Genomic DNA, 18,599 nt, shown 5'->3' with positions numbered 1-18,599 from the left:
CTGAAGAAAGGACACTAAACCATGGCCGCAAAACCGTTTTTCCGCCGGCGCAAGGTCTGCCCGTTCTCGGGCGACAACGCGCCCAAGATAGACTACAAGGACACCAAGCTGCTGCAGCGCTACATCTCCGAGCGCGGCAAGATCGTGCCGTCGCGCATCACGGCGGTGTCGTCCAAGAAGCAGCGTGAACTCGCCCGCGCCATCAAGCGCGCGCGCTTTCTCGCCCTGCTGCCCTACGCCGTGAAGTAAGGAGGCAAGAATGCAAGTCATCCTTCTCGAACGCGTCGCGAAACTGGGCCAGATGGGCGAGGTCGTCGACGTCAAGCCGGGCTTTGCCCGCAATTTCCTCTTGCCACAGGGCAAGGCGCTGTCCGCGTCCAAGGACAACATCGCCCGCTTCGAGGCCGAGAAGGCCCAGCTCGAGGCGCGCAACCTCGAGACGCGCAAGGAGGCCGAGAAACTGGCCGAAACGCTCGACGGGCAAAAATTCGTTCTGATTCGGCAGGCGTCCGACCGCGGCTCGCTCTACGGATCCGTGTCCACCCGCGACGTGGCCGACGCCGCCTCCGAGGCGGGATATTCACTCGATCGCAAGCAGATCGCCATGTCCGGGCCGATCAAGGAACTCGGGCTGCACCAGGTCACGGCGCACCTGCACCCCGAGGTCGAGGTCACCATCACGCTGAACGTCGCCCGTTCCCAGGAAGAGGCCGACCTGCAGGCCACCGGCAAGACCATACAGGAAGCCGCCGCCGAGGAAGAGGAAGCCCACGATTACGAGATCGCGGAACTCTTCGAGGATATCGGCTCGGCCGCGGCGGAGGACACCGCGCTGGCAGACGCGGCGGACGATGTTCTGCCCGAAGAGGACGAAGCGAAGACCGACGACTGATCCCCGGATTTCCAGACGGGTTACGAAAGGCCGCGCCCGGTGCGCGGCCTTTCCTTTTTGAATGGCGCGCGGTCCGGCTGCCCTGCGACGGCACACGCCGCGACGCCGGCACGGCACTTGCCGCGATTTCGGTATGGTGGCCATCACGCGTGGCGCCGTGCCCGCTTCCCTCGGAAAACAAAGGGCCGCCCGATACCGGACGGCCCTGCCATGTTCGCCGGGGCGAATCGGCCTATTCGTTTTCCAGTGACTCCACGGCCTTTTCCAGCTCGTCCTTGGTGACCTCCTTCTCGGTCACCTGGGCCAGTTCGGCGATGTAGTCGATCACCTTGTCCTCGAAGATCGGCGCGCGCAGCTGCTGGCGCATCTGCTGGTTCTGCTGGACGAACTCGAAGAACTCGCGCTCCTGGCCGGGATACTGCCGCGCCTGCTCCATCACCGCCTGCGTCATCTCGGCATCGGTCACCTCGACCTCCGCCTTCTGGCCGATTTCTGCCAGCAACAGTCCCAGACGCACCCGGCGCTCGGCCAGCTTGGTGTGCTCCTCGGTCGGCTCGATCTCCGGGTGATCGTGGCCCTGGACGTCCGGGTTCTCGTCGTGCCAGAGCTGGTGGGCGATCTGCTTGGCCTCGGCCTCGACCATGCTGGGCGGCAGCTCGAAATCCACCATCTGGTCGAGCTTGTCGAGCAGCTGCCGCTTCATCACCGCGCGCGCGGCGCCCGTATATTCCTGCTCCAGCCGCTCCCGGATCTGCTCCTTGAGCGCGTCCAGGCTGTCAGAGCCGTATTTCTGCGCCAGCTCGTCGTCGATCTCTGCCGCGACCGGTTTCTTCACCTCCTTGATCGTGCAGGTGAATTCAGCCTCCTTGCCGGCAAGGTGCTCGGCCTGGTACTCCTCGGGAAACGTGACCGTCACGATCTTTTCCTCGCCGGGCTTGACGCCCTCGAGCTGTTCCTCGAACCCCGGAATGAAGCTGTTGGACCCGATCACCAGCGGGTAGTCCTCGGCGCTGCCGCCCTCGAACGCCTCTCCGTCGACGCGGCCGACGAAATCGATCACGACCTGGTCGCCGCTTTCGGCCGCCGCGCCCTCCTCGCGGTCCTCGAAGTTCTGCGCGCTCTCGGCAAGGTTCTTCAGCGCGTCCTCGACAGCCGCGTCATCGGCCTTGACCGTCATCTTTTCCAGCTCGATCGACTTGAAATCGACCTCGGGGATATCGGGCAGCGCCTCGTAGGTCATCTCGACCTCGACGTCGTCGCCCTCTTTCCAGTCCTCGTTGAGCATCTTGACCTGCGGCTCGGCCGCCGGGCGGTCCCCCTTTTCCTCGAAATGCTCGCTCATCGCGCCGTCGACGGCTTCCTGCATCGCTTCGCCCAGCACACGCTGGCCGAACTGCTTCTTCAGCAGGGGCAGCGGCACCTTGCCCTTGCGAAAGCCCTTCATCTCGATCTCGGGCTGGGCCTCCTTGAGCTTCTCGACAACCTTGTCGTCCAGCTCCTGCGCCGTCAGCACCATCTTGTAGGCGCGTTTCAGGCCTTCGTTCTGGGTCTCGGTGACCTGCATGTCGTCCTCATCCATTGCATTCGGGCCGCAGAGGCGTCCGCGGCGGTCAAAATCAGCCGCCCTTCTAGGGTTGGCGGGCAGCCTGTGCAAGCGGAGTCTTGAGCCTACCCGGCCACGGGAAAATCATGGGCTTGGTGCGGGTGAGAGGACTTGAACCTCCACGCCTTGCGGCGCCAGAACCTAAATCTGGTGCGTCTACCAATTCCGCCACACCCGCCTCGCCGCGCTGCATAGCAAAGCGCACACGGCTATGCGAGAGAAAATCCCGCCGCGCGGCGCACCCCGCGCCAAAGAAAAGGCGCGACATTAACCGAATCTTGCCATATTGTGGGAAAAAACTGAGGCAGAAAAACAGCAGGAACCGATCATGAAACCGGCATTCGTTCGGCATGGCTCAGAGTCTCCACTTCAAAAGGACGCGTTCGGCGACGCGGGCATCGGCGGTCCGTCGCGCATCATGACACTCGACGGGCTGCGCCGCGTCGACACGCTACGCCCCGGCGACCGCGTCGTCACCCGTGACACCGGCGTGGCCGTCCTGCGCGCGGCCCGCCGCCGCCGGACACGCGGACAGGCAGTGCGCATCACTGCCGGCACTCTCGGTCATGGCCGCCCCGACCGTGACACGCTCCTGCCGTCCGGCCAGCCCGTGCTGGTGCGCGACTGGCGCGCCAAGGCGCTGTTCGGGGCGCCGCAAGCTCTGGTATCCGCACGAAGGCTTGTCGACGGCACCTTCGCCACCCTGATCGATGATGCCACGATCACCGTTCACGACCTCGAATTCGATGGACCGCACGTTCTTTACGTCGACGGGCTGGAACTGGCCAGCTCACTCGGCGCCGTTGCGTCACCCTGACCGCATGACATGACTTGGTTCCCTCCGAGAGAGTGAGACCCCGGCGCCGCCGCGCCCGGGGTCTTGCTTTCAGCGGGCCAAGACCCCCAGAACCTCTGGCAAGGCTTCTGGCAGATCCTCGGCGATCAATCCGGGGCCGACCTGCAACGCGCATGCGACATGTAGCCATGCGGCCCCCCGGGACGCGTGAAACGGCGTGACCCCCCGCGCCAGCAATCCGGCGACCAGCCCGGCAAGGACGTCTCCCGCGCCCGCCGTGGCCAGCCACGGAACGGACCGGTCATAAGCCGCGGAATTGAGCCGGCATGCCCCGTCGGGCGCCGCGATCACCGTGTCCGCCCCTTTCAGCAGCACCACCGCGCCGCACCGCGCCGCGGCCTGCCGCGCCGCGTCCGCGCGGGAAAAGGCCGGCCCGGATGCCGGCGGTGCGCGCAGACGCTCTGCGATGTCGGGAAAGAGCCGCGCGAACTCACCGTCATGCGGCGTGAGCACGCAGCGCCCGTGCAACTGTGAAAACAGCTCGGGGTCGTGCCCGATCAGGGTCAGCGCGTCGGCGTCGAGCACCGCGGCGCGGCCGCTGGCAAGAGCCACCTCGACCAACTCTGCCTTTTCCCCGGTCAGCCCCAGCCCCGGCCCGAGGCACAGCGCGTTGAGCCGGTCGTCCTCCAGCAGGTTGTTCAAACCGACGCCATCCTCCACCCGCCGCAGCATCAACGCGGTGATCTGGCAGGCGACTTCCTGCTGCGCCGCCGGCGGCGTGCCCAAGGTCACGAGGCCCGCACCGACACGCAGCGCCGCCCGCGCCGCCAGCCGCGCCGCGCCGGTCCGCCCGGCCTCGCCGGTCAGCACCAACGCGTGACCGTGCGCGAACTTGTGCCTGCCGCTCTTGGCCAGACCTTCCGGCGGCGTCGAGAGCGTCACGGCGTCCGGCACCGAGGTCTGCGACAGGCCGATATCCTTGACCACAACGCAACCGCACGCCTCCGGCCCCTCATCCAGCCGGTGCCCCAGCTTCTCTGCATGGAAGCTCACCGTGAGATCCGCGCGGATTCGCAAGGACTCGTCCAGCGGCTCCGATCTGCGCAGATACCGCCCCGAGTCCGAGCACAAGCCGCTCGGCATATCGACGGCAACCACGCGGGCCCGGCCGGCCCGCGTTGCGCGGGCAAAGGTGTCGAAACCCTCGACGGGGCGGGTCAGCCCCGTGCCGAACAGCGCATCCACGATCAACGCCGTGTCATCATGCGGTGTGAAGACGCCCGCCCCGCTCTCGGCATAGGGCGTTGTCGTGTCGATCCCGTGCCAGAGCCGGTAATTCGCGGCAGCATCGGGCGGCAGCTTTTGCGGATCGCCGAATAGCCAGACCGACACCTCCCACCCCCAGCTCTTCAGCAGCCTGGCGACGACGAACCCGTCCCCGCCATTGTTTCCGGGCCCGCACAGTACGGCCGCCCTGTGCGGCGCCCTTGCAAGATCGGGCCAGTGCTCGAAAACCGCCTCGACCACGCCGCGCCCGGCGCGCTCCATCAGGTCGCGCCCCGTCACCGACCCCGAGTCGATGGCCGACCGCTCCACGGCGCGCATCTGTTCCGCAGTGAGAAGCTGAGCCATCCCGCCCCCTTTTTCAATACCGCCCACATCAACGGCGGTTTGATTAAATTTTGTGCAAACTATTGTCCGCAACACCGCCACGCGACAGTCGGAACCCTATCCGATTGTGCCCGATACTGAGAAGTGGTCGAAATCCACCGAACCAAAGCCACAAGGAGGGCGCCATGAAGAAGGTCGAGGCGATCATCAAGCCGTTCAAGCTCGATGAGGTCAAGGAAGCTCTGCAGGACATCGGCGTTCAGGGCCTGTCGGTGATCGAGGTGAAGGGCTTCGGACGGCAGAAGGGCCATACCGAGCTTTACCGTGGCGCGGAATATGTCGTGGATTTCCTGCCGAAGGTGAAGATCGACGTGGTGCTCGACGACGACCAGGTCGACAGCGCCATCGAGGCCATCACCGAGGCCGCCAAGACCGACAAGATCGGCGACGGCAAGATCTTCGTTTCTCCGGTAGAGCAAGCCATTCGCATCCGCACCGGCGAGTCCGGCTCGGACGCACTCTGACAGCACCAACGACAGGAAAGGGATACCGTCAATGAGTCACACCATCCTACAGCAGATCAAGGAAGAAGAGATCGAGTACGTCGACCTGCGCTTCACCGACCCGCGCGGCAAGCTGCAGCACGTGACCGTCATGGCCGACCAGGTGGATGATGATTTCCTCGAGGAAGGGTTCATGTTCGACGGCTCCTCGATCAACGGCTGGAAGTCGATCGAGGCGTCGGACATGAACATGAAGCTCGACACGGAAAGCGCCTACATCGACCCGTTCTACGCGGAAAAGACGATGTGCATCCATTGCTCGATCGTCGAGCCAGACACGGGCGAACCCTATGAGCGCGACCCGCGCGGCACCGCCGAGAAGGCCGAGGCCTATCTCAAGTCCTCCGGCATCGGGGACAAGGCGTTCTTCGGCCCGGAGGCGGAGTTCTTCCTGTTCGACGACGTGCGGTTCTCCAACGCGATCAACAAGGTGTCCTACGAGATCGACGCGATGGACGGGTCGTGGAACAGCGACACCGAGTACGAGATGGGCAACATGGGTCACCGTCCCGGCGTCAAGGGCGGCTATTTCCCCGTGAACCCCGTCGATGACGGCCAGGACATCCGCAGCGAGATGCTCTCGACGATGAAGCGGCTCGGCATGAAGGTCGACAAGCACCACCACGAGGTGGCTTCCTGCCAGCACGAGCTCGGGCTCATCTTCTCCAGCCTGACCGACCAGGGCGACCAGCTGCAGAAATACAAGTACGTCATCCACAACGTGGCGCAGGCCTACGGCAAGAGCGCGACCTTCATGCCCAAGCCGATCGCGGGCGACAACGGCACCGGCATGCACGTTAACATGTCGATCTGGAAGGACGACAAGCCGCTGTTTGCCGGCGACAAGTATGCCGATCTCAGCCAGGAGGCACTTTGGTACATCGGCGGGCTGCTCAAGCACGCCAAGACGCTCAATGCCTTCACCAATCCCTCGACAAACAGCTACAAGCGGCTGATCCCCGGCTTCGAGGCACCGGTGCTGCGCGCCTACTCGGCCCGCAACCGTTCGGGCTGCATCCGTATCCCCTGGACGGAAAGCCCCAAGGCCAAGCGCGTCGAGGCCCGCTTCCCCGACCCGTCGGCCAACCCCTACCTGTGCTTCGCGGCGCTGCTGATGGCCGGGCTCGACGGGATCCGGAACAAGATCGACCCGGGCGAGGCGATGGACAAGAACCTCTACGACCTGCCGGCCGAGGAGCTGGAGGGAATCCCCACCGTCTGCGGCAGCCTGCGCGAGGCGATCGAGGCGCTGTCGGCCGACCACGAGTTCCTGTTGGCGGGCGACGTGTTCACCAAGGACCAGATCGACGGCTATATCGAACTCAAGATGGAAGAGATCGAAGCCTACGAGCACACGCCGCACCCGGTCGAGTTCCAGCTCTACTACAGCTGCTGACACACCGACCGGCCCGGTCTGGCAAAGCTGCAAAGGCGCCCTGCGGGGCGCCTTTCCACATTTCTGCCATGGAACCCGCGGCAGCGCGCGAACCGCGCCTCAATCGTTTCATGATTGGGTCAAACCGGCTCCTCCATTCGTGGTGTATAAACGCATCAATAACCAAGAACACGAGATGGGGCGCATCATGACTGCAGACGGACGTTTCGGAACAGCCGGCCTGATTTTCACGAGGTTCCGTGACCTGGACATCGTCCGTATCGCGAACCACGCGGTCAACGGGCTCGAGGCACTCGGCCACAGGGTCGAGAGAACGCAGATCCTCTCCGACACCAGCGCCATGGTGATCGCCGCCGACCACGAAATCCACCTCGCCACCGAGGAGGATGTCGCGCTCCCGTCGTTGCCCATGCCGGCGGCAACCTTCCTGTCGGTGTGGATACCGACCGGCGCGCCGCGCACGGCCTCGGCCTTCGCGCGGGATTCCCTCATCGCGCGCATCCTGCAAAGCCTGCACGACGAACTGCAGCCGGATTTCGTCAAGTGGATCGACACCGACGTCGTTCTCACCACCGAGGATTTCGCTGGCGCCACCGGACATGCCCCCGAGGCCGGGGCAGCACCCGGCTCAAGACAATCCGGCCGTTTCAGCAGGTTGCCGGATATCGAGGAAACCAACGAGATCCTGCAACAACGCCTGAGCGATCAAGACCCGGCGATATTCGAGGCCCAGTCCGCGCCGGACCGGGTTCGCAAGGCTTTCGCGGAAAACGCCTATGATCCGGCCGTTTACGCCGAGGCGGCCCTGGAGGATGACATCGAGGATGACGACATCGAGCAGGTTGCGCCCCGCCGCCTGTCGGCGTGGCTCATTTCGATCGCGGTGGCCGCGTTCTCACTGCCGGTCGGGATCGCCCTGCTCGTGATCAACCTTCTAAAGGGCGAGAATTTGCGCCTTGCTTCGCAGACCGCGGCCCTGACGGGAACGTTCATCGGCCTGCAGGCATACGGCAGCACGGCACAGGCCATGGGGGTCATCCAGGGCCTGCTCTACTGATGCACACCCCGCGCCGCCGTTGCGGCCCGACCGACCCGGACCCGCCGGCGACACGATATTTTCTTTCGTTACAAAAACTTCACCCGGAAAACGCCGGACGCCACCAGGTTGCCACAAATTGTCCAAACAACCTCCTGATTACACTGGTTAACATGGGATCAACCTTAACCAAGAGGGCAAAGAGCGATGGAGACGCAGACTTTCGGCTCGATTGTCGCATTGCAGTTCCGGCGTAGACCGGGGATCGAATTTGCCGACATCGTCGAGGAATTCGACAGCGCTTTCCAGATGGTGGACGCCCGCTCGCGTTCGCTGAGCTGGGATTGCGACGACATCGCCGTCATAGAACGCGACAGCGTGCGCGTTGCGCTCGGATGGCTCCCGCCCGAGGACGATACTGGCCGATGGCATCTTATCGTGGCTGTCGGCGCGGTGCCCGGAACGGACGGCGAGAAAATCGCGCCCGAGTCGTTCCGCTATCTCGCCGACCGGATCGTGGAGCGCAGCCGTGCTTTCCTGCCCTTCACCGCCGTGCTGCACGGCAACGCGCAACAGCCCATCGGGCCGGCACTGATCGACACGACATTCGATCTGCTGCGCCTGAACACGAACCACATGCCCGGTGATCAGCGCCAGAGCAAAAAGAACATGGCCTTTCCCGAGAACGTGGAGGACTACGCTGACATGTTCAGCGAGATGACACCCTCCGGACGGGCAGAGGAAAGGGCCGAGCCGGGCCCCTTGAACCAGGCCGACACCGCAAGCAAGAACACTGACCGAAAGCATCCCATAGCCACGGCGGCCTCCGGCATCGCGGGGCATCTGGAAGAGATGATGAAAACGCGGGCGGAGCCTACGGAGCCCTTGCGTCTGACCATCCACACGGTCGCGCTGTCGCTCTTGCTGACCGTGCCGGCGCTCGGGGCCTTCATGTTCACCTACACGATGCTGCGCGACATGACTCAGGTCGCCACCTGATCCGCCATGCCGATGCTGTCACGCCGCAGAACATAGGTATGGATCGAGAAGACACAGGCCCGGGTTTCCGGCAGGCGCAGAACGCATTGGCGTTCCGACCGGATGAACGGGTGGCTTTCGGCGGTATGTGCACCGGCGGACACGCTGCGCCTTTCAGGTTGATGAAGCTGCGCGTCAGCGTAGGACAGCGCGTTGAACCGCCACAGCGGGCGGCCCACCTGCACCCCGTCGAACAGCCGCTGCACACGCCGCGCCAGCGCGTCGTCGTAGGCCGGAACCGGGGTGTGGATCGTGGTCAGCGGCCGGCCTATCTTGTCCGCGAGTCGCCAGCTCGCCGGGAAGCAGACCACGGCCGCCGTCAGCACGTGCTCTTCGCCCTGCCGTTCCATCAGGCATAAATCTTCCTGCACGAGCCGTCCAAGCGTGCCCATCGGGTCATCCGCCACGACGGGGACGGTCACGCCATCGGGGCGCCGCACGGCATCGGCAAAAACGGTGTAGCCCGCCCCGTGCTCGGCGAGCCACGCGAGGACGAAGTTCAGCAATTCGTCGGCCGCCGCCCGCCCCCGCTCGGTCACCGCCACCACGTGTTCCCGTCGGCCGGTCAGCAGGCGCTCGCGCTCGGCCATCTGCCCGGCGAAGGCCTCGTCGACAAGCAGCCACTCCCGCGGGTCGAGCGGCGCGATCCCCGGCAACGGTTTGGGCGCCGCGGTGTCATAGGGGGTCATGGTCTGGAAAATGCCGCTCATGCGTTTGCCCGCCAGTAGAGCGAGTTCATGCGGTAGTCCTTGTGCGGGCCGGTCACGCACCACCGTGCGCGCCATAGCGGCCAGCCTCCGAAATCGTATAGCACCTCGTAAAGATCCGATGCGCAATCGTGACTGTCCGAGGGCCGGTCCGCCGCGGGATCGAACACGTGGAACGCAGCCCCGTCATCGAACAGAACCGCGATGCGGCCATCGTCGCGCGCGCGCCACAGATAGCGCCGCTCGGCCCGGACGGGCGCCTGCCCGGCAATGACCAGCCCGCCTTCCTCGCGATAGGTCAGACCCGCACCGTCCGGCACGAACGACGCGGTCCCGTCGAACCATGCTTCCAGCCCGTCCGCATGCTGGATGTCCCGCACGACGCGCCAATCGCCCTCGAAATCGCCCAAGCCCGGTGCCACTGCCCCGCTCCTGCCTTGCCGCTGCCCGCGCACAAGTCTAAACCCGCGCCGAGGACAGACACAAACCGGAAAGCTGCCGCATGATACCCCGCTACTCCCGCCCCGAGATGGTCCAGATCTGGGAGCCCGCCACCAAGTTCCGCATCTGGTACGAGATCGAGGCTCACGCCTGCGACGCACAGGCCGATCTGGGCGTGATCCCGCGCGAAAACGCCGACGCGGTCTGGAGGGCCAAGGATGTCGAATTCGACGTGGCCCGCATCGACGAGATCGAGGCCGTCACCAAGCACGATGTCATCGCGTTCCTCACCCACCTGGCCGAGCATGTGGGCGCGGACGAGGCGCGCTTCGTTCATCAGGGCATGACCAGCTCGGACGTTCTGGATACCTGTTTCAACATCCAGCTGACCCGCGCCGCCGACATCCTGATCGCCGATGTGGAGGGGCTGCTCGCCGCGCTCAAGCGACGCGCATTCGAACACAAGATGACCGTGCGGATCGGGCGCAGCCACGGCATCCACGCCGAGCCCACCACGATGGGACTGACCTTCGCCCGCTTCTATGCCGAGATGGACCGAAACCTCGCCCGGCTGAAAACCGCGCGCGAGGAGATCGCCACCGGCGCGATTTCGGGCGCGGTGGGCACCTTTGCCAATATCGACCCGGCGGTGGAAGAACATGTGTGCGAACAGCTCGGCCTCAAGCCCGAGCCCATATCAACGCAGGTCATTCCCCGCGACCGCCACGCGGCATTCTTCGCCGCCCTTGGCGTGGTGGCCTCCTCGATCGAGAACCTCGCCATCGAGGTGCGCCACATGCAGCGAACCGAGGTGCTGGAAGGCGAGGAGTTCTTCTCCAAGGGGCAAAAAGGCAGCTCGGCCATGCCGCACAAGCGCAACCCGGTGCTGACAGAAAACCTGACCGGGCTGGCGCGCCTGGTGCGCTCGGCAGTGATCCCCGCGCTGGAGAACGTGGCGCTCTGGCACGAGCGGGATATCTCGCACAGCTCGGTGGAGCGCAATATCGGCCCCGACGCCACCGTGACGCTCGATTTCGCGCTGGCGCGGCTCACGCAGGTTGTTGACAAGCTGGTGATCTACCCGGAAACGATGCTGGCCAACCTGCACAGGTTCCGCGGCCTTGTGATGAGCCAGCGCGTGCTGCTGGCCCTCACCCAGGCCGGCGTGAGCCGCGAGGACGCCTATCGCCTTGTACAGCGCAACGCGATGAAAGTCTGGGAAGAGGACAAGGACTTCAAGACGGAACTCCTCGCCGACCCGGAGGTGACCGCCGCGCTGACGCCCGAACAGATCGAGGAAAAGTTCGATCTGGGCTATCATACCAAGCATGTCGACACGATATTTGCCCGCGTTTTCGGCGAAACCTGAGACGACCGGCGTGGCCGAACGGATTTTTTTCGATAACCGGGGCGAATGTGTTATCATCATCTACGCCATACAGGAGAGGTGATCGAATGAAACTGAAGCTGGTTGTGGCATCCGCCACCCTCACACTTGCCTCGGCCGTGTCGGCCTATGCAGGCTGCGACTATCACAAGCAGCAGCAGGCCATGTCCTGTGCCGACGGGAAAACCTACGACGCCGAAAGCAAGTCCTGCGTGCCCACGACGAGTTGAGGACGCTTGGCGTTGCGATCTACCGGGCGGCCGCGGGGCCGCCCGTTTTCGTTTAGAGCTTTTTCATCCCCCCGTCCTAGGGTCTGCGCCATGTCAGCAGCCGGGACATGCAATGCCCTCAAACGACCTTGCCCGTGTCGCATCACCCGCCCCGCAACACGACGCCGCCGGGCGGCTGACCCGCCCGCAGAAAGCCGCCATCATCGTGCGGTTCCTTCTCAACGAGGGGGCCGATGTCCCCCTGTCCGACCTGCCGGATCCGCTGCAAGAGGTGTTGACCACGCAAATGGGCGCGATGCGTTATGTCGACCGCAAGACGCTCGGCAGCGTCGTATCCGAGTTTGCCGGCGAACTGGAAGGTATGGGTCTGACCTTCCCCCGGGGCGTGGCCGGCGCCCTGTCAGAACTCGACGGGCGCATCAGCCCCCAGACCGCCGCGCGCCTGCGAAAGGAGGCAGGCGTGCGCCAGTTCGGCGACCCTTGGGAACAGGTGCGCAATGCCCCGGCTGATCATCTCCGCGATCTGCTCGAAACCGAGAGTACCGAGGTCGCGGCGATCCTGTTGTCCAAGCTCGACGTGCCGCGCGCGGCCGAACTCTTGGGTCAGCTTCCGGGGCAGACGGCGCGGCGCATCACCTATGCCGTGTCACGCACCAGCGCCGCCACGCCGGAATCCGTGGACCGGATCGGCCTGTCCCTGGCGGCGCAGCTCCACGCCGTTCCGGCGCAAGCCTTCGATGATGGCCCGGTGGAGCGGGTCGGCGCCATTCTGAATTGCTCTCAACGGGCCATCCGGGAGGAACTCCTGACCGGGCTGGAGGAAACGGACGAGGATTTTGCCCAGCTCGTGCGCCGCGCGATTTTCACTTTCGCCAACATCCCCGAGCGACTGGAGCCGTCGGACGTGCCCGCCATCGCCCGCGAGCTGGCGCGCGAAGACCTGGTGACCGCCCTTGCGGGCGCCCGGGGCGCGGGCGAAGAAACGGCCGCGGCGGCCGAGTTTCTGCTCGGCAACCTGTCAAAGAGAATGCGCGATGCCCTGCGCGACGAGGTCGAGGAACGCGGACCCGTCGACGAGCCGGAGGGCGAGGCCGCCATGGCCCGCGTCGTGACCACGATCCGTCAACTGGAAGGGGACGGGCGGATCGCGCTCAGAGTTGCGACGGCGAACGACTCGGCACGCTGAACGTACGGTCTATCCGCGTGGCGCGGCCTCGGGACCAAGAGCTACCTAAACGGCGTGTAACGGGGGCCGTTATTCCGCGGCCGCTTGCGACCCCGAACCGCCCTCGCCGCCGGAGCTGCCGCCGCCATCCTTGCCGGAGGATTTCGGCTTGCGCGGCTTCCGGCTGCGCTTTGGCTTGTCCGGTTGCTGCTGCTGCGGTGCGTCCTCGCCCGACTTGCTCTCGGGCGTCTCCACGAGCCCACTCTCGTCGCCACTGGCGCTACCGGTGTCCTCGATCAAGTCGGCCTGCGACGGGCTGTCGGCGCTTTCCACCAGTTCGCCGCCGTTCAGTTCGCGTTCCTGCCGCTTGGCGCGTTCGCGGTCACGCTCGGCCTGACGTTCACGGTTCTGCCGTTCCTGCTCCTCGCGCTTGGCTTCCTGCTCTTTTTGAGCGGCACCAAGCAGCCGAAGATAGTGCTCGGCGTGCTGCTGGAAATTCTCGGCCGCCACACGGTCGCCCGATAGCTGGGCATCGCGCGCCAGCTGGTTGTACTTGTCGATGATCTGCTGTGGCGTGCCGCGCACCTTGCCCTCGGGTCCCGAACTGTCGAAAACCCTGTTGACCACATTGCCCATCGACCGGTTGCGGTTGGACTTGTTCCGCGAACGTGACTTGGAAGATCTCATAATTTAGCTGTCAGCCCTATGCTCAAAGCGTCGTTCGATCCGCGTGGCGACTGGTGCGCCGAAAATTTTGCGAATCCGACATTTCTTGGCTTGACGTCAAGAGGGACCGCCGCGAGGGCATCCACCTGCGTGACTTCCCCCAGTAAACACGCCCGGCTGCCCGTGACAAGAGGAAACGCCGAAAAATCAGAATTTTCCGCGAAAATCCCCGGAATCGGGGTGGATCGTCACGGCGCGCCCGCATCCTGCCGGCCGCTCACGACCCTGTCGCGCCCGTCGAGGTCAGGCAGGATGCGCACCTCTGTAAGCCCCGCGCGGTGCATCATCCCGGCCACCTCCGGGCCCTGCCGCCATCCGACCTCGACCATGAGACGCCCGCCCGGGACCAGATACGCCCCAACCCGGGCGGTGATCGTGCGGTAGGCGGACAGCCCGTCACCCCCGTCGGTCAGTGCGCCGCGCGGTTCGTGCTCCAGCTCGGGCGCCAGCCCGGCCATCTCGGCGGCCGCGATGTAAGGCGGGTTCGAGACGACGAGATCATACTTGCCCTCTATCCCGTCGAACCAGTCCGCCTCGCGCAACCGGCACCGGTCATCCAGCCCCAGCCGGGTTGCGTTCTCTTGCGCGACAGCCAGCGCGGCCTGCGATATATCCGTCCCCACGCCGCGCGCCAGAGGCCGGGCCGCGAGAAGCGACAGGAGGATACAGCCCGAGCCGGTACCGAGGTCGAGCACCGTTTCGAACGGCACGGCGCAGGCCGCCTCGACCAGTGTCTCGGTTTCCGGCCTGGGGTCGAGCACCTCCGCCGTGACCCTGAACTCGTGACGATGGAACGCGCGCACGCCAAGGATATGGGACAACGGCTCGCGCGCGCAGCGCCGCGCGGCCAGCCTGCCCAGCCTGTCCTCTGCCGTGCCGCTCAGGCTTTCGGTCTGCATAAGGCTCACGCGGTCGGGGGCCACCTGCATCGCCACGGCCATGATCCGGCGCGCCTCCAGCGCGGCGCCGTCGATCCCCGCGGCGGCGAGCCGGCCGCGCAATTCCGCCAAACCCTCGCCGACGGTTCGGCTCATGCCTCCATCTCCGCCAGCAGGTTGGCCTGCGCATCCGCCGTGAGCGCGTCGATCACGTCGTCAAGGTCGCCGCCCATGATCTGGTCGAGCTTGTAGAGCGTGAGCCCGATGCGGTGGTCGGTCAGCCGGCCCTGCGGGAAATTGTAGGTCCGGATACGCTCTGACCGGTCGCCGCTGCCGACCTGAGCCGCGCGGGCCTGGGCGCGGTCGTCCTGCGCCTTCTGCCGCTCCATGTCGAAAAGGCGGGTCTTGAGCACGTCCATCGCGATCTCGCGGTTGCGGTGCTGCGATTTCTGCGACGAGGTCACGACGATCCCGGTGGGCAGATGGGTGATGCGCACCGCCGAATCCGTGGTGTTCACGTGCTGACCACCCGCCCCCGAGGCCCGCATCGTATCGATCCGCAGGTCGTTGGGGTCGATCTGGATGTCCACATCTTCGGCCTCGGGCAGAACCGCCACGGTCGCCGCGGAGGTGTGGATGCGCCCGCCCGACTCCGTTTCCGGAACCCGTTGCACGCGGTGAACGCCGGACTCGAACTTGAGCCGGGCGAAAACCCCCTCGCCCCTGACCAGCGCGACAAGCTCCTTGACGCCGCCCAGCTCGCTCTCCTGGTACTCGATGGTTTCGAACGACCAGCCGCGCGCCTCGGCATAGCGCTGGTACATGCGCATCAGGTCGCCGGCGAACAGCGCAGCTTCCTCGCCCCCGGTTCCCGGCCGTATCTCGAGGATGGCGGGGCGGGCATCGGCCTCGTCGCGCGGCAACAGCGCCAGTTTCAGGCCGGCTTCCATCTCGGGTCGCCGGGCCGTCAGCGTTTCCAGCTCGTCCTCGGCAAGCTCGCGCATCTCGGGGTCGTCCAGCATCGCCTCCGCCGCCTCGATATCGTCAAGAAGCTGGCGATACGCGCGGATTTCCTCGACCAGGGGGCGCAACTCGGCGTATTCGCGGCCGAGGCGGGCAATATCGCCACCACCCTCGGCCATGCGCGCTTCGAGATACTCGAAACGTTGCACGATCTCGTCGAGTTTATCCATCGGCACCATTGCGCCGGTCTCCTCCATTCGCCGGGATTGGTCAAGGCCCGCACTGGTGCTATGATAGCGCCATGAGATGGATCGTGTTACTGGTGGCCGCCACGGCCGGGCCTGCGCTGGCCGACAGCAAGACAGGCGGCAAGACGGTCGATTGCTACTGCACCGACAGCTCCGGAGGACGGGTCGAACTGGGCGAGATGATCTGCCTGACCGTCGACGGGCGGTCCTTCATGGCGCAGTGCCAGATGTCGCTCAACAACCCGATGTGGCGCAAGGTCAGCGACGGTTGCCTGTCATCGTCCCTCGGCGAAGGCCTGAAGCCAGCGGTCGACACGGGCGGCGTTGACGCCCATATCTGAACTGCCGAAACGCAGGCGTGCGTGGATTTCCAGCGTGCCGTCGGTCTTGCGAACGGTGGTGTAATCGGGAAATCCGAACACGAGCGACCGGGTGACATAGGTCACCATGCCCTGCTCCACGCCCCCCGCCAGAACGCGGGTTCGCGGCGTGCCGGTGATGATGTCATGCAGGCGCGCCATGTGCCCCTCGCCGGCTGTGACGACACGCATCGCCCCGCGCGCCATGTCGCGGTTTTCGATCTGTTCGGGCATCTGGTGCCAGCGCGACGGGTCCGTCGGCGCGAAACGGACATAAAGCCCAAGGCCGATGAGGATCAGCAGGACAACGATAAGGGCCATGCGCAGAACCGGTTTCATCCGCCCTGACCGGTCATTCGTGCCTCGCCTGCCGCCGGGTCCAGCCCCAGAGACAGATCAGGTCGGTCACCACGTGCGCGCCCGCCACGGCTGTGGCGCCGCTCGTGTCGAAGGGCGGAGACACCTCCACCACGTCGCCCCCCACCATGTTGATGCCGGCAAGGTCACGCAGAAGGATCGCCGCTTGCCCCGAGCTCAGCCCGCCCCAGACCGGCGTGCCGGTGCCGGGCGCGAAGGCCGGGTCGAGCCCGTCGATATCGAAGGTGACATAGGCTGGATGATCCCCCAGGATCTCCCGCACCCGGCGTGCCGTCCAGGCCGGGCCCTGCTCATGCACCGCGCGTGCATCTATGATGTTGAACCCCATGGTTTCGGGGTTGTCGGTTCGAATACCCACCTGGACGGAGCGCGCCGGATCGACGATCCCCTCCTTGACGGCCTTGTACATCATCGTGCCGTGGTCGATCCGCGCGGGGTTGTCATCGGCCCAGGTGTCGGTATGGGCGTCGACCTGCACCACCGACAGCGGGCCGTGCCGCTCGGCATAGGCGCGCAGGATCGGCAGGGTGATGTAGTGATCCCCGCCAAGCGCGATGCTGGCCGCGCCCGCCTCGAGAATACCCCGGACATGCGCGGTCAGTGCGGCGGGAAAATCGGGAACCATGGCGTAGTCGAACGCCATGTCGCCGTAATCCAGCACCGTGAATTCGCTCAGCGGGTTGTACCCCCAGCCATAGGGGGCATCGGGGCTCTGCAGCGCGCTGGCCTCCCGTATGGCCCGGGGGCCGAGCCGCGTGCCGGGGCGGTTCGTCACCGCCTGGTCGAACGGAATGCCCGTCACGGCGATATCGGCGCCCGACAGGTCCTTGGAATAGCGCCGGCGCAGGAAGGAGGTCGCGCCGCCGAAAGTGTTCTCGCTGGACGGGCCGCGCGGGTCCTCGCGCGTGAACGCGTGATCCACCTGCGTTTTCGCGTCTTCCAAAGCCATGTAACAAAGCCCTTTCGCGTGGCCGGGAAACTCATCCCGCCGGTTGGGCCCGCTCGACGATGCGGGCAAGGAACGAGGCGCCGACCGGCGCAACCGCATCATTGAAGTCAAAGCACTCGTGATGCAAGCCCGCCCCCGGCCCCTGTCCGAGGAACAGATAGGCGCCGGGCCGCTCCGCCAGCATGTAGGCGAAATCCTCCGCTCCCATTTCCTTGGGCCGGTCCGCCGTGACCGCTCCGTCGGTGGCCACTTCCCGCGCGACCTCCGCCGCGAAGGCGGCCCGTTCCGCGTCATTGACCGTCGCGGGATACCCGCGGTCGATGCGCAACTCCGCCGAAACCCCGAAAGACGCCGCTTGCCCTTTCACGATCTCTTCCAGGCGCTGCCATGCCATCGCCTGCACCTTGGCGTCGAAGCTGCGGATGGTTCCGTTTATGTAGGCGTTTTGGGGGATGATGTTCTCGGCGCTGCCCGTGTGGATCTGCGTGACCGAGACCACCAGTTCTTCCACTGCACTGTGGTTGCGGCTGACGATGGTCTGGATCGCCTGGACCATGCCAGCCGCGGCCACGACAGGGTCGCGCGCCTCGTGCGGAAAGGCCCCGTGCCCGCCAAGCCCCGTCACGTCGACGTGGAACGTGTCGACCGCGGCCATGATCGGGCCGGGGCACGTTTCGAAACTGCCCTCGGCCGCGCCCGGCAGGGTATGCAGCGCGTAAAGCTGCTCTATCCCGTGGCGCGACAACACGCCCTCCTCGACCATGAGCTGCCCGCCGCCCGGCCCCTCCTCGGCAGGCTGGAAGATCAGGGCGACGCGGCCGCGGAAATTGCGCGTTTCGGCCAGATACTTTGCCGCCCCCAACAGCATGGTAGTGTGTCCGTCATGCCCGCAGGCATGCATCCGGCCCGGCACCGTCGAGGCATACGGCAGGCCGGTCTGCTCGGTCACGGGCAGCGCGTCCATGTCGGCCCTCAGGCCGATCGTGGGCCCCGGCCCGCACCCCTCGATCACGGCAACCACGCCACTTTGCGCGATTCCCTCCTCGATACGGTTGATGCCGAACTCGCGCAGCCGCTCCGACACGAAGCGCGCCGTGGCGTGACACTCCAGACCCAGCTCCGGGTGCGCATGCAGGTGACGGCGCCAGCCGGTCATCTCCTCCGAGAATCCTGCAATGCGGTTGATCACGGCCATGTCTGGACTCCCGGGCGTCGACGCGTCAGGCTCCAGTC

21 protein-coding genes and 1 tRNA gene are annotated in these 18,599 nt (G+C 65.6%); 11 read left to right on the top strand and 11 right to left on the bottom strand.

Annotated features, from left to right (window positions below):
• Positions 1–21: 21 nt before the first annotated feature.
• Positions 22–249, top strand: coding sequence for a 30S ribosomal protein S18 (rpsR, locus tag ACH13J_RS09055; protein WP_020040241.1), 228 nt, complete (start codon positions 22–24; stop codon positions 247–249).
• A 10-nt stretch (positions 250–259) separates the two neighbouring features.
• Entirely contained in the window at positions 260–892 is a 633-nt protein-coding gene (gene rplI, locus ACH13J_RS09050; protein ID WP_397543004.1) for a 50S ribosomal protein L9, read from the top strand.
• Between the two features lie 232 nt (positions 893–1,124).
• Here rplI and tig read toward each other — a convergent pair whose 3' ends face one another.
• Entirely contained in the window at positions 1,125–2,456 is a 1,332-nt protein-coding gene (tig, locus tag ACH13J_RS09045; RefSeq protein ID WP_397543003.1) for a trigger factor, read from the bottom strand.
• A 132-nt stretch (positions 2,457–2,588) separates the two neighbouring features.
• Positions 2,589–2,673: transfer RNA gene (locus tag ACH13J_RS09040), tRNA-Leu, on the bottom strand.
• Positions 2,674–2,823: 150 nt separating this feature from the next.
• Here ACH13J_RS09040 and ACH13J_RS09035 point away from each other — a divergent pair.
• Positions 2,824–3,312, top strand: a complete 489-nt coding sequence (locus tag ACH13J_RS09035) for a Hint domain-containing protein (protein ID WP_397543002.1) — start codon at positions 2,824–2,826, stop codon at positions 3,310–3,312.
• A gap of 69 nt (positions 3,313–3,381) precedes the next feature.
• Here the strand turns inward: ACH13J_RS09035 and ACH13J_RS09030 are convergent, their stop codons facing one another.
• A complete protein-coding gene (locus ACH13J_RS09030; RefSeq protein WP_397543001.1) occupies positions 3,382–4,923 on the bottom strand; it encodes an NAD(P)H-hydrate dehydratase in 1,542 nt (513 codons plus the stop codon).
• Between the two features lie 164 nt (positions 4,924–5,087).
• On the opposite strand from ACH13J_RS09030, the gene ACH13J_RS09025 reads away from it, so the two are divergent.
• From ACH13J_RS09025 to ACH13J_RS09010, 4 genes are all read left to right on the top strand, one after another.
• Positions 5,088–5,426, top strand: a complete 339-nt coding sequence (locus tag ACH13J_RS09025) for a P-II family nitrogen regulator (RefSeq protein ID WP_397543000.1) — start codon at positions 5,088–5,090, stop codon at positions 5,424–5,426.
• Positions 5,427–5,457: 31 nt separating this feature from the next.
• On the top strand, positions 5,458–6,861 hold the full coding sequence (gene glnA, locus ACH13J_RS09020; protein WP_397542999.1) for a type I glutamate--ammonia ligase: 1,404 nt from the start codon (positions 5,458–5,460) through the stop codon (positions 6,859–6,861).
• Positions 6,862–7,048: 187 nt separating this feature from the next.
• Positions 7,049–7,918 carry a hypothetical protein gene (locus tag ACH13J_RS09015; RefSeq protein ID WP_397542998.1) on the top strand — a complete coding sequence of 290 codons (870 nt, stop codon included), beginning with the start codon at positions 7,049–7,051 and terminating at the stop codon, positions 7,916–7,918.
• 186 nt (positions 7,919–8,104) lie between these two features.
• Positions 8,105–8,896, top strand: a complete 792-nt coding sequence (locus tag ACH13J_RS09010) for a hypothetical protein (protein WP_397542997.1) — start codon at positions 8,105–8,107, stop codon at positions 8,894–8,896.
• On the opposite strand, the gene ACH13J_RS09005 is transcribed toward ACH13J_RS09010, so the two are convergent.
• Both ACH13J_RS09005 and ACH13J_RS09000 read right to left on the bottom strand, forming a co-directional pair.
• Complete coding sequence (locus ACH13J_RS09005) at positions 8,881–9,645, bottom strand: heme-dependent oxidative N-demethylase subunit alpha family protein (protein ID WP_397542996.1); 765 nt, start codon at positions 9,643–9,645, stop codon at positions 8,881–8,883. The genes ACH13J_RS09010 and ACH13J_RS09005 overlap by 16 nt on opposite strands.
• Positions 9,642–10,064 (bottom strand): DUF6314 family protein, encoded by a 423-nt coding sequence (locus ACH13J_RS09000; protein WP_397542995.1) that lies wholly within the window; start codon positions 10,062–10,064, stop codon positions 9,642–9,644. The genes ACH13J_RS09005 and ACH13J_RS09000 overlap by 4 nt, the downstream gene beginning before the upstream one ends.
• 80 nt (positions 10,065–10,144) lie before the next feature.
• On the opposite strand from ACH13J_RS09000, the gene purB reads away from it, so the two are divergent.
• The 3 genes from purB to ACH13J_RS08985 all read left to right on the top strand — a co-directional run bounded on the left by purB (position 10,145) and on the right by ACH13J_RS08985 (position 12,886).
• Positions 10,145–11,452 (top strand): adenylosuccinate lyase, encoded by a 1,308-nt coding sequence (gene purB, locus ACH13J_RS08995; protein WP_397542994.1) that lies wholly within the window; start codon positions 10,145–10,147, stop codon positions 11,450–11,452.
• 86 nt (positions 11,453–11,538) lie between these two features.
• Entirely contained in the window at positions 11,539–11,700 is a 162-nt protein-coding gene (locus tag ACH13J_RS08990; protein ID WP_397542993.1) for a hypothetical protein, read from the top strand.
• A gap of 112 nt (positions 11,701–11,812) precedes the next feature.
• Positions 11,813–12,886, top strand: a complete 1,074-nt coding sequence (locus ACH13J_RS08985) for a flagellar motor switch protein FliG (RefSeq protein WP_397542992.1) — start codon at positions 11,813–11,815, stop codon at positions 12,884–12,886.
• Between the two features lie 69 nt (positions 12,887–12,955).
• On the opposite strand, the gene ACH13J_RS08980 is transcribed toward ACH13J_RS08985, so the two are convergent.
• The 3 genes from ACH13J_RS08980 to prfA form a co-directional block, all read right to left on the bottom strand.
• Positions 12,956–13,552 (bottom strand): DUF4167 domain-containing protein, encoded by a 597-nt coding sequence (locus tag ACH13J_RS08980; protein WP_397542991.1) that lies wholly within the window; start codon positions 13,550–13,552, stop codon positions 12,956–12,958.
• Between the two features lie 227 nt (positions 13,553–13,779).
• Positions 13,780–14,625, bottom strand: a complete 846-nt coding sequence (gene prmC / locus ACH13J_RS08975; protein WP_397542990.1) for a peptide chain release factor N(5)-glutamine methyltransferase — start codon at positions 14,623–14,625, stop codon at positions 13,780–13,782.
• A complete protein-coding gene (prfA, locus tag ACH13J_RS08970; RefSeq protein WP_397542989.1) occupies positions 14,622–15,671 on the bottom strand; it encodes a peptide chain release factor 1 in 1,050 nt (349 codons plus the stop codon). The genes prmC and prfA overlap by 4 nt, the downstream gene beginning before the upstream one ends.
• Positions 15,672–15,733: 62 nt before the next feature.
• On the opposite strand from prfA, the gene ACH13J_RS08965 reads away from it, so the two are divergent.
• Complete coding sequence (locus tag ACH13J_RS08965) at positions 15,734–16,021, top strand: hypothetical protein (RefSeq protein ID WP_397542988.1); 288 nt, start codon at positions 15,734–15,736, stop codon at positions 16,019–16,021.
• Here ACH13J_RS08965 and ACH13J_RS08960 read toward each other — a convergent pair.
• Genes ACH13J_RS08960 through ACH13J_RS08950 form a run of 3 tightly spaced genes read right to left on the bottom strand, consistent with a single transcriptional unit; the run spans position 15,956 to position 18,561 of the window.
• On the bottom strand, positions 15,956–16,378 hold the full coding sequence (locus ACH13J_RS08960; protein ID WP_397542987.1) for a DUF1499 domain-containing protein: 423 nt from the start codon (positions 16,376–16,378) through the stop codon (positions 15,956–15,958). The genes ACH13J_RS08965 and ACH13J_RS08960 overlap by 66 nt on opposite strands.
• A 13-nt stretch (positions 16,379–16,391) precedes the next feature.
• Positions 16,392–17,366 (bottom strand): agmatinase, encoded by a 975-nt coding sequence (speB, locus tag ACH13J_RS08955; protein WP_397542986.1) that lies wholly within the window; start codon positions 17,364–17,366, stop codon positions 16,392–16,394.
• Positions 17,367–17,397: 31 nt separating this feature from the next.
• Positions 17,398–18,561, bottom strand: a complete 1,164-nt coding sequence (locus ACH13J_RS08950; RefSeq protein WP_397542985.1) for an amidohydrolase — start codon at positions 18,559–18,561, stop codon at positions 17,398–17,400.
• Positions 18,562–18,599: the final 38 nt, after the last annotated feature.

The organism is Roseovarius salis, assembly GCF_044472985.1.
In the GTDB taxonomy this organism is placed as follows: domain Bacteria; phylum Pseudomonadota; class Alphaproteobacteria; order Rhodobacterales; family Rhodobacteraceae; genus Roseovarius; species Roseovarius salis.
Note: the sequence above shows the minus strand (reverse complement) of the source record. Positions and strands in the feature narration are given on the sequence as shown.